Annotated in this window: 14 protein-coding genes; 13 read left to right on the top strand and 1 reads right to left on the bottom strand. The window is 66.8% G+C overall.

The window, feature by feature from the left end; translation table 11 throughout:
- Positions 1-91: 91 nt before the first annotated feature.
- The 3 genes from ACW172_RS02030 to ACW172_RS02020 all read left to right on the top strand — a co-directional run bounded on the left by ACW172_RS02030 (position 92) and on the right by ACW172_RS02020 (position 2,257).
- Positions 92-964 (top strand): hypothetical protein, encoded by an 873-nt coding sequence (locus ACW172_RS02030; RefSeq protein WP_492035034.1) that lies wholly within the window; start codon positions 92-94, stop codon positions 962-964.
- A gap of 37 nt (positions 965-1,001) precedes the next feature.
- Positions 1,002-1,601 carry a hypothetical protein gene (locus ACW172_RS02025; RefSeq protein ID WP_492033532.1) on the top strand — a complete coding sequence of 200 codons (600 nt, stop codon included), beginning with the start codon at positions 1,002-1,004 and terminating at the stop codon, positions 1,599-1,601.
- Positions 1,602-1,732: 131 nt separating this feature from the next.
- Positions 1,733-2,257 (top strand): hypothetical protein, encoded by a 525-nt coding sequence (locus tag ACW172_RS02020; protein ID WP_492033531.1) that lies wholly within the window; start codon positions 1,733-1,735, stop codon positions 2,255-2,257.
- On the opposite strand, the gene ACW172_RS02015 is transcribed toward ACW172_RS02020, so the two are convergent.
- Positions 2,211-2,651: a tRNA (cytidine(34)-2'-O)-methyltransferase gene (locus tag ACW172_RS02015; RefSeq protein ID WP_492033530.1), complete on the bottom strand. Its 441-nt coding sequence runs from the start codon at positions 2,649-2,651 to the stop codon at positions 2,211-2,213. The genes ACW172_RS02020 and ACW172_RS02015 overlap by 47 nt on opposite strands.
- Positions 2,652-2,849: 198 nt before the next feature.
- On the opposite strand from ACW172_RS02015, the gene petA reads away from it, so the two are divergent.
- The 10 genes from petA (at position 2,850) to ACW172_RS01965 (ending at position 12,651) form a co-directional block, all read left to right on the top strand.
- Entirely contained in the window at positions 2,850-3,386 is a 537-nt protein-coding gene (gene petA, locus ACW172_RS02010; RefSeq protein WP_492033529.1) for a ubiquinol-cytochrome c reductase iron-sulfur subunit, read from the top strand.
- A 14-nt stretch (positions 3,387-3,400) separates the two neighbouring features.
- Positions 3,401-4,729, top strand: coding sequence for a cytochrome b (locus tag ACW172_RS02005; RefSeq protein ID WP_492033528.1), 1,329 nt, complete (start codon positions 3,401-3,403; stop codon positions 4,727-4,729).
- Positions 4,730-4,734: 5 nt separating this feature from the next.
- Positions 4,735-5,607, top strand: coding sequence for a cytochrome c1 (locus ACW172_RS02000; protein ID WP_492033527.1), 873 nt, complete (start codon positions 4,735-4,737; stop codon positions 5,605-5,607).
- 226 nt (positions 5,608-5,833) lie between these two features.
- Entirely contained in the window at positions 5,834-6,424 is a 591-nt protein-coding gene (locus ACW172_RS01995; RefSeq protein WP_492033526.1) for a DUF1579 domain-containing protein, read from the top strand.
- Positions 6,425-6,489: 65 nt separating this feature from the next.
- Positions 6,490-7,920 carry a UDP-N-acetylmuramate--L-alanine ligase gene (gene murC, locus ACW172_RS01990; protein ID WP_492033525.1) on the top strand — a complete coding sequence of 477 codons (1,431 nt, stop codon included), beginning with the start codon at positions 6,490-6,492 and terminating at the stop codon, positions 7,918-7,920.
- Between the two features lies 1 nt (position 7,921).
- Positions 7,922-8,290 carry a VOC family protein gene (locus ACW172_RS01985; RefSeq protein WP_492033524.1) on the top strand — a complete coding sequence of 123 codons (369 nt, stop codon included), beginning with the start codon at positions 7,922-7,924 and terminating at the stop codon, positions 8,288-8,290.
- A gap of 69 nt (positions 8,291-8,359) precedes the next feature.
- Positions 8,360-9,274, top strand: a complete 915-nt coding sequence (gene murB, locus ACW172_RS01980) for a UDP-N-acetylmuramate dehydrogenase (protein ID WP_492033523.1) — start codon at positions 8,360-8,362, stop codon at positions 9,272-9,274.
- A gap of 76 nt (positions 9,275-9,350) precedes the next feature.
- Complete coding sequence (locus tag ACW172_RS01975; RefSeq protein ID WP_492033522.1) at positions 9,351-10,643, top strand: hypothetical protein; 1,293 nt, start codon at positions 9,351-9,353, stop codon at positions 10,641-10,643.
- 149 nt (positions 10,644-10,792) lie between these two features.
- Positions 10,793-11,737, top strand: coding sequence for a D-alanine--D-alanine ligase (locus ACW172_RS01970; RefSeq protein WP_492033521.1), 945 nt, complete (start codon positions 10,793-10,795; stop codon positions 11,735-11,737).
- Positions 11,725-12,651: a cell division protein FtsQ/DivIB gene (locus tag ACW172_RS01965; protein WP_492033520.1), complete on the top strand. Its 927-nt coding sequence runs from the start codon at positions 11,725-11,727 to the stop codon at positions 12,649-12,651. The genes ACW172_RS01970 and ACW172_RS01965 overlap by 13 nt, the downstream gene beginning before the upstream one ends.
- Positions 12,652-12,665 lie beyond the last annotated feature (14 nt).

Raw genomic sequence — 12,665 nt, 5'->3', positions numbered from 1 at the left:
GGGCCGAGTTGGCGAACGCAGGGCAACTGGTTCCACACCACGAAGGCCGCAGGATACTCGCCTCGACAATGTCACTGCCGATGGCATTGTTATGCGCGAGGTGGATTCCGGTGACGTACTGCTGATGCGCGACGCAACCGCCAAGGATCTCCTCGACGATATCAACGAGAAAGCCAGCAGGACACCTCTGGCCCCAGTCGTTGGCTGGGGTGGTGGCATACTCGGTGTTGGGCTTCTCTTCGCACATCCAACGATCGGAATCTGCATACTCGGCAGCGCTTTGATCGCTTGGCTATTTGTCCGGTGGATCGAGAGCTATCAGCGCAAATCTGTTCTCTTCTACGAACTGGAAGCGGAGGCTGAGCGGTCATACACGCAACTGACGGAGGCGTTCGATGCTCTCTCTGGATGTGGCGGTAAGTGGCATGTGGCGGCCGGTGGTGCTGTTCAGGACCTAACGCAATGGAAGCGCAACGCGGGCGCAAGCCATGTCGTGAGGAAGGCGCCGACAGCACTTGCCTATGCCTTGCCTAGTGTCGTTTCATCGAACCTGACGCCGCCCTCTGTGAAGGTTGGCGCACAAACGCTCTACTTTCTTCCCGATGTCGTCTTGATTGAGCATGGGAAATCATTCGGCGCTGTAGGCTACGCCGGTCTGGAACTGCACTGGCAAGATTCGAACTTCATTGAGGAGGGCGCGGTCCCTGCCGATGCTCTCGTTATCGGACAGACTTGGAAGCATCCGAACAAGAGTGGCGGGCCTGACCGTCGTTTCCGCGACAACTACCAAATCCCGATATGTCGCTACGAGGCCTTCCATCTCCGTAGCTCGTCAGGGCTAAATGAGCTTCTCGAGTTTTCCAAAACGGGCGTGGTTGCGCCGTTCATTGACGCCACTCGAAGGGTGGCTGTGACGGTAACCGCTCCCCGCTCCAACAAAACGCTGGAAGGACTTTCGACTTAGGTTCGGACTCAAAAGCTGAGTCGCGGGGCGACTGCCCGTGATTGATCAAGACCGGGACGAGGGCGCGCGCATGATGGCATTAGGTGGTGGTCGGCGGGCCGGACTCGCAGATCAAATCCAGTACGAAACCTCTTGCCTTATAATCGAGCAGCAAGAAGCCATTCGACAAATATGGGCCGATCATGCCGCTAAGGGCCTGCTGTTCAGTGGAGCGACTGCCAAACGCGCCATTCGCTCCTCAGAGGCTCTCGGGGACAAGTTGGTCGCCTATGGGATTGAGAAGCTGGAAGTAGCCTGCCGCGGTGCCTGGGTGAGTCGTGGTCAACTCAAAGCCATTACCAAGAATGAGGTTAGCGAGGGTATCGGGCGGCTTGCTGACGTTACGCTGGACGCAGTGAAAAATCTCAAGATCGAGGGCGCTGCGTTGAGGGAATGCGAGAGGCTGCTCGAAGAAGCTAGGGGTCGGCTGTTGCGAAAGGTCGATGAACATTTCGCGGGCTGGACCATCGGAGCGAAGACTTGGGTTGAACGGCATCCGTTGCTCAAATGGGTAGGGGTTTCCACGGCGGGGGGCGCGGGCGCGGTCCTTCTCACCGTTTTGGGGGCATGGATCGTCAAGAAGATGGGGTTGAACTAGGAGCTCAAGCATCGTGCTCTGGCCGAGCTCTAGGAGCCGATCCCCATCACCCCCGCTGACGAAACCTGACCCCCGCTTGCCTCCCACGGCGACGCCTCCATCTGATCTCCCGTGGCTGTCGGAGGTGACCCGTGTCCAGGTTCGAGAGGTTTCTGGCGACGCGCGATCCCTGGCGGCTCGGGACCCTCTATTTCAGGACCCAAATGCGACTGACCCGGCTCGGGCGGCGGCTGCGCTATGGCGCGATGCCCCGGGGCGGGTGGGGCGAGGGGTGGCGGGTGCTGGTGTTTCGGCTTTGGCGTCAGGGCGAGCAGCCCCGGGAGCTGCATGTGCTGGCGCCGGTGAGTGGCGAGGCGTTCGACTGGGAGCGGTTGAAGCGTCTGGTCCGGGGGGAGATCCGGCCGGTCTTCGCGCATGAGGCCGGCGTCCTGACAGGAGAGATGCGCTGGAAGGGCAACCATCTGGGCGTGGCGATCGAGGAATTCGACACGCAGAGGATACCGATGGACCCGCTGATCCCCGGCATGTACCGCGGGGGCGTGGTGGACGTGTGTCTGGTCCTGCTCGACGTCCGGCCGGCGGAAGGCGTCGAAGACGGCGAGGTCCAGGCTACCGCGCCTGGCCCAACCCCGCCCAGATCCCGATCCCCGCGCTGATCGCCAGGTTCAGCGAGCGGGTCTCCTTGCGAATCGGGATGAAGACGCGGGCGTCGGCGGCGGCGTGGACATAGTCGGGGGAGCCGACGGTCTCGCGACCGAACAGCAACACGTCGTCGGGTTCGAAAACGAAGTTCGACAGACTGGTCGCGCCCCTGGTGGTGAAGAGCACGAGCCGGCCCGGGGCGCGGTCGCGCTGGAAGGCGTCCCAGTCGGAATGCCGTATCATATGGCCCAGAGGGCCGTAATCGAGGGCGGCGCGCTTCATGGCGCGGTCGTCAAACTGGAAGCCGACGGGCTCGATCACATGCAGTTCGACGCCGAAACAGGCGGCGAGCCGGATGCAGGCGCCGACATTCTGCGGGATGTCTGGTTGAAAAAGGGCGAGACGCATTCTAAGCCCCTAATACGCGTGGCCTGGGGGCTTGTCGCGGTCCAAATTGCGACTGTTTCGCAAGAAGCATCAGCGACTTGCGGGGATCGACCGCGGGACAGGGCCGGACGAAGCCGCGTGACCACGTGAATGACATTCTGCCGACGGAACGGCTTCCCTTTCGGGCGACCGGTATGACGGCCAATAAGAGGGTGAAACGTGGCCGAACCGGTCGTTACAGAGGGCGTCGAGTCTGACGCCACCCGCCGTGACTTCATCCATATCGCAGCCGGGGCCATGGCCGTCGGCGCGGGGGCGATGGTGGCCTGGCCGCTGATCAACCAGATGAACCCGGCGGCGGACACGCTGGCGCTTTCGACCATCGAGTTCGACGTGTCCAAGGTCCAGGAAGGCCAGCAGGTCGTCATCACCTGGCAGGGCAAGCCCGTCTTCGTGCGCTATCGCACCGCCAAGGAAATCAACGAGGCCGCCCATCCGGTCGGGTCCCTGAAGGATCCGGAAGAGGACAGCGCCCGCGTGAAGCCCGGCCATTCGAAATATCTGGTGGTCATCGGCTCGTGCACCCACCTGGGCTGTATCCCGACCTTCGGCTCGGGCGAGTACGGCGGCTGGTTCTGCCCGTGCCACGGCTCGGTCTACGACACCTCGGGCCGCATTCGTAAGGGACCGGCGCCGAAGAACCTGGTGGTTCCGGACTACGCCTTCCTGTCCGACACCCGCATCAAGATCGGTTGAGGCCAGACCAGACCATGAGCGATCACGAATCCACCTACGTCCCCAAGACCGGCATCGAGAAGTGGCTTGACGCCCGCCTGCCGATCGTCCGCTTCGGCGCCGACTATCTGTCGCTGCCCACCCCGAAGAACCTGAACTACTGGTACACCTTCGGCGGCATCCTGACGGTCTGCCTGATGATCCAGATCATCACCGGCATCGTCCTGGCCATGCACTACACCCCCAACACCGCCCTGGCCTTCGCCTCGGTCGAACGCATCATGCGCGACGTCAACGGCGGCTGGCTGATCCGCTTCGTCCACGCCAACGGCGCGTCGATGTTCTTCATGGCGGTCTACATCCACATGCTGCGCGGTCTGTATTACGGATCGTACAAGGCGCCGCGGGAGATGATCTGGATCCTGGGCTGCGTGATCTTCTTCCTGATGATCGCCACGGCCTTCCTGGGCTACGTCCTGCCGTGGGGCCAGATGTCCTACTGGGGCGCCGAGGTCATCACCAACCTGATCGGGGCCATCCCGCTGATCGGCGAGCCGATCCTGATCTGGCTGCGCGGCGGTCCGGGCATCGACAACGCCACGCTGAACCGCTTCTTCTCGCTGCACTATCTGCTGCCGTTCGTGATCTTCGGCGTGGTGGTGCTGCACCTGTGGGCGCTGCACACCTCGGGCCAGAACAACCCGGTCGGCATCCTGATCCCCAAGGATCGCGAGAAGAAGGACATGGTGCCCTTCCATCCCTACTACACGGTCAAGGACGGCTTCGCCCTGATCCTGTTCCTGATGCTGTTCTCGCTGTTCGTCTTCTTCATGCCGGACGCCCTGGGCCACGCCGACAACTACATCCCGGCCAACCCGCTTCAGACCCCGGCGCACATCGTGCCCGAGTGGTACATGCTGCCCTTCTACGCGATCCTGCGCGCCATCCCGGACAAGTTCGGCGGCGTGGTGGCGATGTTCGGCGCCATCGGCGTGCTGTTCATCCTGCCCTGGCTGGATACGTCCAAGGTGCGCTCGATGCGCTATCGCCCGACCATGAAGGTCTTCTTCCTGGTGTTCTGCGTCGTCGGCCTGCTGCTGGGCTGGTGCGGGGGTCAGCTGCCTGACGCCCACGTCATCCCGAACCTGACGACGGTGACCTTCATCGACGGCGACCTGAACACCTATCTGTGGTTCACGCGTCTGCTGACGGCCTACTACTTCGCCTTCTTCTTCATCATCCTGCCGCTGGTGGGACTGAAGGAGACGCCGCTGCCGATCCCGGCCTCCATCTCCGAGCCCGTGCTGGGCGGTTCGGACGCCATGACCCCTGCGGCTCCGGCCCAGGCCGAGAAGAAGGGCTGATCGCGATGACGATTTCCATCCGTAACATCTCCCTTCGCAAGGGCCTCGCCGTCGTCGCGGCCTTCGCCGGCCTGACGATGGCTGCGGCACCGGCCTCGGCCGAGGGCGGTCACCACCTGCGCGACGGCGGCTTCAGCTTCGAGGGTCCGTTCGGCACCTTCGACCAGGGCCAGCTGCAGCGCGGCTACAAGGTCTATCGGGAGGTCTGCTCGGCCTGCCACTCGATGAGCCTGATGCATTTCCGCACCCTGGGCGAGAAGGGCGGGCCCTTCTACGACCCGCACGCCGCCAACCCGGCCGAGAACCGCTACGTCAAGGCGCTGGCGGCCGAGGTCCAGGTCGCGGACATCGACAATGAGACGGGCGAGCCGATCCAGCGTCCCGGCATCGCCGCCGACGCCTTCCCGGCGCCCTATCCGAACCACACGGCGGCCGCGGCGGCCAACGGCGGGGCGGCCCCGCCCGACCTGTCGGTGATGGCCAAGGCCCGTCACGGCGGCGCCAATTACATCTATTCGATCCTGACCGGCTATCACACGCCGCCAGCGGGTCTGAAGATGACCAACACCCAGCACTACAACGCCTATATGTCGGGCGACCTGAAGCCCTTCATGCCGGAAGGCGCCCCGACCCCTCCGGGCGGCTTCATCGCCATGCCGCCGCCGCTGGCCCAGGACGGTCTGGTGACCTACGACGACGGCACCCGCGCCACCAAGGACCAGATGGCCAAGGACGTCGCCGCCTATATCGCCTGGGCCTCCGAGCCCCACGCGGTCGAGCGCAAGCAGGCGGGGCTGGGCGTGCTGGCCTTCCTGGCCCTGTTCGCCGGCGTGACCTACGTCAGCTACCGCCGCATCTGGAAGAACGTGGCCCACTAGGGTCGGGCTTTCAGAGCCAAACGATCAGCCCGCTGGAGCTCGCTCCGGCGGGTTTTTTGTTGCGCCAGCGCGCGCCGCGCGGCGGCTCGCTGCTTGAGCGCGATCCGCGCCCAACCCGCGCTCAAGCAGCCGGCGACCGCGTCGACGGCGGTAGCGCACCAAAATGCCGCATGGACGAACGGCGTTTTCACTTTATGATGCAAAGTGAACTTGGAGGGGAAGCGCCATGAAACTCGTCGCCAGTCTGATTGTCTCCAGTCTGATCTTCGCCGTGGGCCTCGCTGTTGCGGCGCCCACCGTCGCCTCGGCCCAGCAGAACCTGCCTGCGGGCACGCCCGAACAGCGTGCGGCGATGGAGAAGGTGTCCTGGCTGGACGGGGAATGGCGCGGAACCGCGGTGATGACGACGCGGGCGGGGACCCAGACGCTGCGGCATACCGAACGGATCGGCACGGTGCTGGGCGGATCGGTGCGGGTGATCGAGGGGCATTCCTACAATCCCGACGGCACGACCGCCTTCAACGCCTTCGCCATCCTGAGCTGGGACGATGAGAAGAAGGCCTACACGATGCGGTCTTACGCCCAGGGCGGGATCGTCGATGTGCCGTTCGAGGGCGACGCCAGCGGCTTCCGCTGGTCGATGACCGTGCCGGGCGGAGAGATCCGCTATGTAACGACGCTGGAGAACGGGACCTGGCATGAGGTCGGCGACTTCGTCATGGAGGGCCGGCCGCCGTTCAAGATAATTGAGATGCATCTGACCCGCGTCGGCGACAGCGCCTGGCCCGCCGCCGGAGCTGTCTCGCCCGGCGAATGACGGCGCGGACCAACGGTCTGAACAGGCGTCTCGCATTCCGATCCGACCCTTGCTAATCCGCTGGGATGATCGCTCGCCTTCGCCCCGTCCCGTTCGACCTCGGTCCCGTCCACTTCGTCGGTATCGGCGGCATCGGTATGAGCGGCATCGCCGAGATCATGCTGAAGATCGGCTATTCGGTTCAGGGCTCGGACGCCAAGGCCAGCGCCAATACCGAGCGGCTGGAGAAGCTGGGCGCGAAGATCTTCATCGGCCATGACGCCGCCCATGTGAGCGAGGGCGTCTCGGCCGTGGTCTATTCGACGGCGGTCAAGGCCTCCAACCCCGAGATGATGACGGCCCGCGAGCGCCGTATCCCGCTGGTGCGCCGGGCCGAGATGCTGGCCGAGCTGATGCGGCTGCAGTTCTCGATCGCGGTCGGCGGCACCCACGGCAAGACGACGACGACCTCGATGGTCGCGGCCCTGCTGGACGCGGCGGGCTTCGATCCGACAGTCGTGAACGGCGGGATCATCAACGCCTATGGCACCAACGCCAAGGTCGGCGACGGCGACTGGATCGTGGTCGAGGCGGATGAGTCGGACGGCAGCTTCCTGCGCCTGAAGTCGACCGTGGCCATCGTCACCAATATCGATCCCGAGCACCTCGACCACTACGGCGACTTCGACGCGGTGCGGAAGGCGTTCGTGGACTTCGTCGAGAACATTCCCTTCTACGGTTTCGCCGCCGTCTGCCTCGACCACCCGGAAGTGCAGCGGCTGGTCGCCTCGATCGATAACCGGCGTCTGGTCACTTACGGGCTGAACCCGCAGGCCATGGTGCGGGCCGAGAACTGCAAGATGGGTCCCGACGGCTGCCGCTTCGACGTGGTGATCCAGGGGCAGGGCATGGCCGCGCTGGACGAGCCGGTGCGGATCGAGGGTCTGCACCTGCCCATGGCCGGCTGGCACAATGTCTCCAACGCCCTGGCCGCCATCGCCGTGGCGCGCGAGCTGGACGTCTCGGACGAGGCGATCAAGGCGGGTCTGGCCGGCTTCGGCGGGGTCAAGCGCCGCTTCACCACCACGGGCGTGGTCAAGGGCGTGCGCATCGTCGACGACTATGGCCACCACCCGGTCGAGATCGCCGCCGTCCTGAAGGCCGCGCGTCAGGTCACCGAAGGCAAGGTCGTCGCCGTCATGCAGCCGCATCGCTACACGCGTCTGCGCGACCTGATGGAGGAGTTCTCGACCAGCTTCTCCGACGCCGACACCGTCCTGATCGCCGACGTCTATCCGGCGGGCGAGGCCCCGATCGAGGGCGTGGACAAGAACGCCCTGGTCGACGGCGTGCGCCGCTATGGCCACCGCCAGGTCTCGGCTCTGGACAGCGTCACCGCCCTGCCGCGCATCGTCGCCGAGGCCACCTCGGCCGGGGACGTGGTCGTCCTGCTGGGCGCCGGCGACATCACCAGCTGGGCCTACGCCCTGCCGGCGCAGCTGGAAGCGCTGGGGTAGGGTGACCGACTGGTACTCCCGCCCCGTCCTGTTCGTCACGGACATCGAACGGTCGGTGGCCTTCTATCGGGGGCAGCTCGGGTTTCGCGAGGACTGGCGCTACGACGAGGGCGGTGAGCGGTTGATCGTTCAGGTCAGCCGGCAGGAGTGCGAGCTGATCCTGTCGTCGCAATGGCCCGACAAAGTCGGCGGCGGGCTGCTCTTCATCTCTCTCGATCTGGACCTGCTGTCCGCGACGCGGGCCGAGTTCGAGCGGCGCGGGGTGGAGGTCAGGGACGGCCGCTGGGGCTATCCGCTGATGATCGTCACCGATCCGGACGGCAACCAGCTGTGGTTCCCCTATCCGGCGGATGATCAGCCGGGCGCCTGACCTCTTGCCTTGCCCCCTCTTGCCTTGCCCCCTCTTGCCTTGATGGCCCCGAGCGGGCATCGCAGGCCGATGAGCGACTGGCGAGACACCCTTCCTTCCGTGCGCGGCAAGCTGCTGCGCGACGAGCCGCTGGGGCCCTTCACCTGGTTCCGGGTGGGCGGGGCGGCGGAGGTGCTGTTCATTCCGGCGGACGCCGACGATCTGGCCGACTTTCTGAAGGGCCTCGACGCCTCCGTGCCGGTGATGGTGCTGGGCGTGGGCTCCAACGTCATCGTGCGCGACGGCGGGGTCGAGGGGGTGGTCATCCGTCTGGCGGGCCGTCCGTTCGCCGGCGTCACGACCGAGAGCGAGACCATCACCGCCGGGGCCGGGGCGCTGGACGCCATGGTCGCCAAGGCCTCGGCCAAGGCCGGACTGGCCGGGCTGGAGTTCTATGCGGGGATCCCCGGGACCATCGGCGGCGCCCTGACCATGAACGCGGGCTGCTACGGCTCGGAGACCAAGGACATCCTCGTTTCCGCCTGGGGCCTGACGCGGGCCGGGGAGCGGGTCGACTATGCGCTGGCCGACTTCGGCTACACCTACCGCCACTCCGAGGCGCCCGCCGAGATCATCTGGATCGAAGCCGTCTATCGCGGCACGCCCGACGCGCCCGAGGCCGTCTCGGCCCGGATCGCCGAGATCACCTCGCGCCGCGAGACCACCCAGCCGATCCGCGAGAAGACCGGCGGCTCGACCTTCAAGAACCCGCCCGGCCATTCGTCGTGGAAGCTGGTCGACGAGGCGGGCTGGCGCGGCAAGCTGCATGCGGTGACGGGGGGAGGGGCCATGTTCTCGGACCTGCACTCCAACTTCATGATCAATCCCGGCGCGGCGACCGCCGCCGACATCGAGGGTCTGGGCGAGGCCGTGCGCGCCGACGTTCTGGAAAAGACCGGCGTTCAGCTGGACTGGGAGATCAAGCGGATCGGCCGCGCCGGCTAGGCCAGCGTCACAAAGTCGCGATTGCGGATCGCGATATCTCCCGCTAGCCGTGTAGGCCAATCCGGGGGGAATAATCATGAAGTCCATCATCTGCGCTGCGGCCCTGGCCGCGGTCGTGATCAGTCCTGTGTCCGCCAGCGCCGAAGACGCCGCGGTCAAGCCGTTCAGCCTGACCGGCTCCAGCGCGGGCCATACCTATTTCCACCGTGCGGGGGCGACGATCGACCAGCACGACGCGGCGCTGCGGGATTGCGGCAAGGCGGCGGGGCGGATGGCCCAGCCCGCCGACAGCGGCGCGGCGGCGGCGGGGGCCGCGGGGGGTCTTCTGGGCGCGCTCGTGGTCGGGGCGATCAGCGGCTATGTCCAGGCCCAGCGCAACACCCGCGCGGTCATGGCGAACATCGAGAACTGCATGGTCGTCGACGGCTGGACCGTGCGACGGATCGAGCCGGTCGCGGGCGCCGCTCTCGACGAACTGGAGCAACCCGCCCTGCATGAGGCCCTGGCCCTGAAGGTCGGAGCGGCGGCGCCGGAAGACGAACAGGTTCGGGTCTTCGGTGATGAACTGGCCTCGCAGCAGCCGGTGATGTTCGGCTGGGCGGGCGATATGGATGTGGTTTCGCTGAGCGTTCAGGCCCTGCCGCCGGTCGAGAAGGCCGAGCCGGCGCCGCGCGTGCGCCTGCCGCGTCAGGCGCGCACGGCGCGGCCGCCGCGCGCCCTGGCCGAAACCGCCCTGAGCGCGCCGGAGGGTTCCGGACTGGTGATCGTGCGCGTCGACGGCCTGGCCGAGCACGCCAACCGCGCCCTGACCTTCGTGCGGGCGGGCGAAAACCCGGAGACGCCAGCCTGGGTCGCCGACCAGCAGCCGGATCGGTTCTCGGTCGTCCTGTCGGGCCGCGCGGCCGTTCGCGGCGCGCCCGAGCGCACCACCACGGCGGCCTTCGCCGTGCCGCCCGGCCGCTGGCGTCTGGCGTCGGTGAGCGAGGGCCTGTTCAGCCTGAGCCTGTGCCGCGCGGCCCCGGCCTTCGATCTCAAGGCCGGAGAGACGGTGTTCGCCGGCCGGTTCGACCTGAAGACCGCCGCCGCCGCGCCGCAGACCCGGCTGGAGGCGGAAACCCTGCCCGCCGCCTATGCGGCCCTGTCGCCGACGCCCGCCGTCTGGAGCCCGGCCGGTCCGGTCCTGTGCGAGGGCACCTATCTCTACGGGTCGCACCCTGTGTCGACGGCCGGGCCGGCCAGGCTGAGGGAAGCGGCTGTCGCGCCGACGGCGCCCGAGGCTTCAGCGGTCGTCGAGGCCGGAGCCGGCCCGGTGGCGGCGTCTGCCCCCGCTGCGCCCGCTCCCGCTGCGTCGGAACCCGCCCGCCGATAGGTCGGGGAGGATGGATGTGGGTGACAACCTCCGGGGTCACCCACAGCTCCGGCGTCGATCTTTCGTGCGATGGCCCCCTTCGCGTCGTCTTCATTGACGAGGTGTTAAGGACGTTTCGGTCATTGAGGTCAGACCTCCCGGAGCGCTCCATGTCGTCGTCCAAACCCTTTTCCGAATTGCACGTCGCCGTCCTCCTGGGCGGGCTGTCGGCCGAGCGCGAGGTGTCGCTGGTCTCGGGCAAGGGTTGCGCCGACGCCCTGGAAGGGCAGGTGGCCAAGGTCAGCCGCGTGGACGCGGGCCGCGATCTGGCCGCCGTCCTGACCGCGCTCAAGCCCGACGTCGTCTTCAACGCCCTGCACGGCGCCTGGGGCGAGGACGGCTGCGTCCAGGGCGTGCTGGAGACGCTGGGCATTCCCTATACCCACTCCGGCGTTCTGGCCTCGGCCCTGGCGATGGACAAGAACAAGTCCAAGGCCGTGCTCAGGGCCGCGGGCGTCGCCGTGCCCGGCGGCGGCCTGTATGACCGGCATCAGGTGGCGCGCGAGCACGTCATTCCGCCGCCCTATGTGATCAAGCCGAACGCCGAGGGCTCTTCGGTCGGGGTCTTCCTGGTGCGCGAAGGCGCCAACCGTCCGGTCGCCGAGGTCGGCGAGGACAGCTGGACCTATGGCGAGACGGTGATGGTCGAGCCCTACATTCCCGGCAAGGAACTCTGCGTCGCGGTTGTTGGGGAAAAGTCGGGCCCGCGCGCCCTGACCGTGACCGACATCACCCCGACCAAAGGCTTCTACGACTACGAAGCCAAATACGCCCCGGGCGGCTCCACCCATGAATTGCCTGCGGTTTTGCCGCCGCACGTATTCGAGAAGGCCCTGCGTCAGGCGGAGCTGGCCCACGCCGCCATGGGTTGCCAGGGGGTTTCGCGATCCGACTTCCGTTATGACGATGTTAAGGACGAATTGGTCTTTCTGGAGGTCAATACGCAGCCCGGCATGACGCCGACCTCTCTGGTTCCGGAGCAGGCCGCCTACGTCGGGATGTCCTATCAAGACCTTGTCCGGTGGATCGTGGAGGACGCCTCATGCCCGCGGTAGTTCGCGGCGGCCGGCGACAGATTTCGAATTCGGCTCCGAAGCGCGGCGCGTCTCCTTCTGCGAAGAAGGGCGGTCAGCGCGGGGCCCGTAACGCTCCCGTCGTCGCCGGCAAGTTCGCCGCCGTCGGCAAGCTGGATCTGTCGCCCCGCGCTGTCGTCATCTCCATCGTCGCCGGCGTCTGCGTCCTGGGCGCGGTGCTGGCCACGGGGGCGCGCGCCGAGCGCATCGGCGCCTCCATGGGCCGCGGCATGGACAGCCTGACGACCGGCATGGGTCTGTCGCTGCGCCGCGTCCACATCACCGGCGCCTCGGCCGAGGCCACCCCCGCCATCCGCGCGGCGCTTGACGTACACGCCGGCCAGCCGATCACCAGCCTGGACCTGGCCGCCATGCGCGACCGGGTGCAGGGCGTGGGCTGGGTCGAGGAGGCGCGCGTCGTCCGTCTGTTGCCCGACACCCTGATCGTCGAGGTCAAGGAGCACGACCGTCTGGCCGTCTGGCAGACCGGCGGGCAGAACTACGTCATCGACAGCCACGGCAAGACCATTCCGGGGGCCGACGCCGGCCGCTATCCGGCCCTGCCGCTGGTGGTGGGCAAGGGCGCAGACGTCGCCGCCGCCGAGCTGCTGCCCCTGCTGGCCCAGCGCCCGCGCCTGATGGGCCGCATCGACGCCCTGGTTCGCGTGGACGAGCGCCGTTGGGACCTGAGGCTCAAGGACGGCAGCATCATCATGCTTCCGGCCATGGGGCTGGATTCGGCCCTGATCCGCCTGGACTCGCTGGACCAGCGCGAGCGGCTGCTGGACCTCGGCTTCTCGCGCGTCGATCTGCGCGCCGAGGACTCGGTCGCGGTGCGCCCGGGACGTGCGGTCGCCGCCGTCCAGACCCCGGCTTCGGCCGAAGACGACGTTTGATTTAAGGGCAGGGC

The sequence above is a fragment of the Brevundimonas sp. ALps5 genome (assembly GCF_058681645.1).
This window is presented reverse-complemented; position numbering and strand designations above follow the sequence as displayed.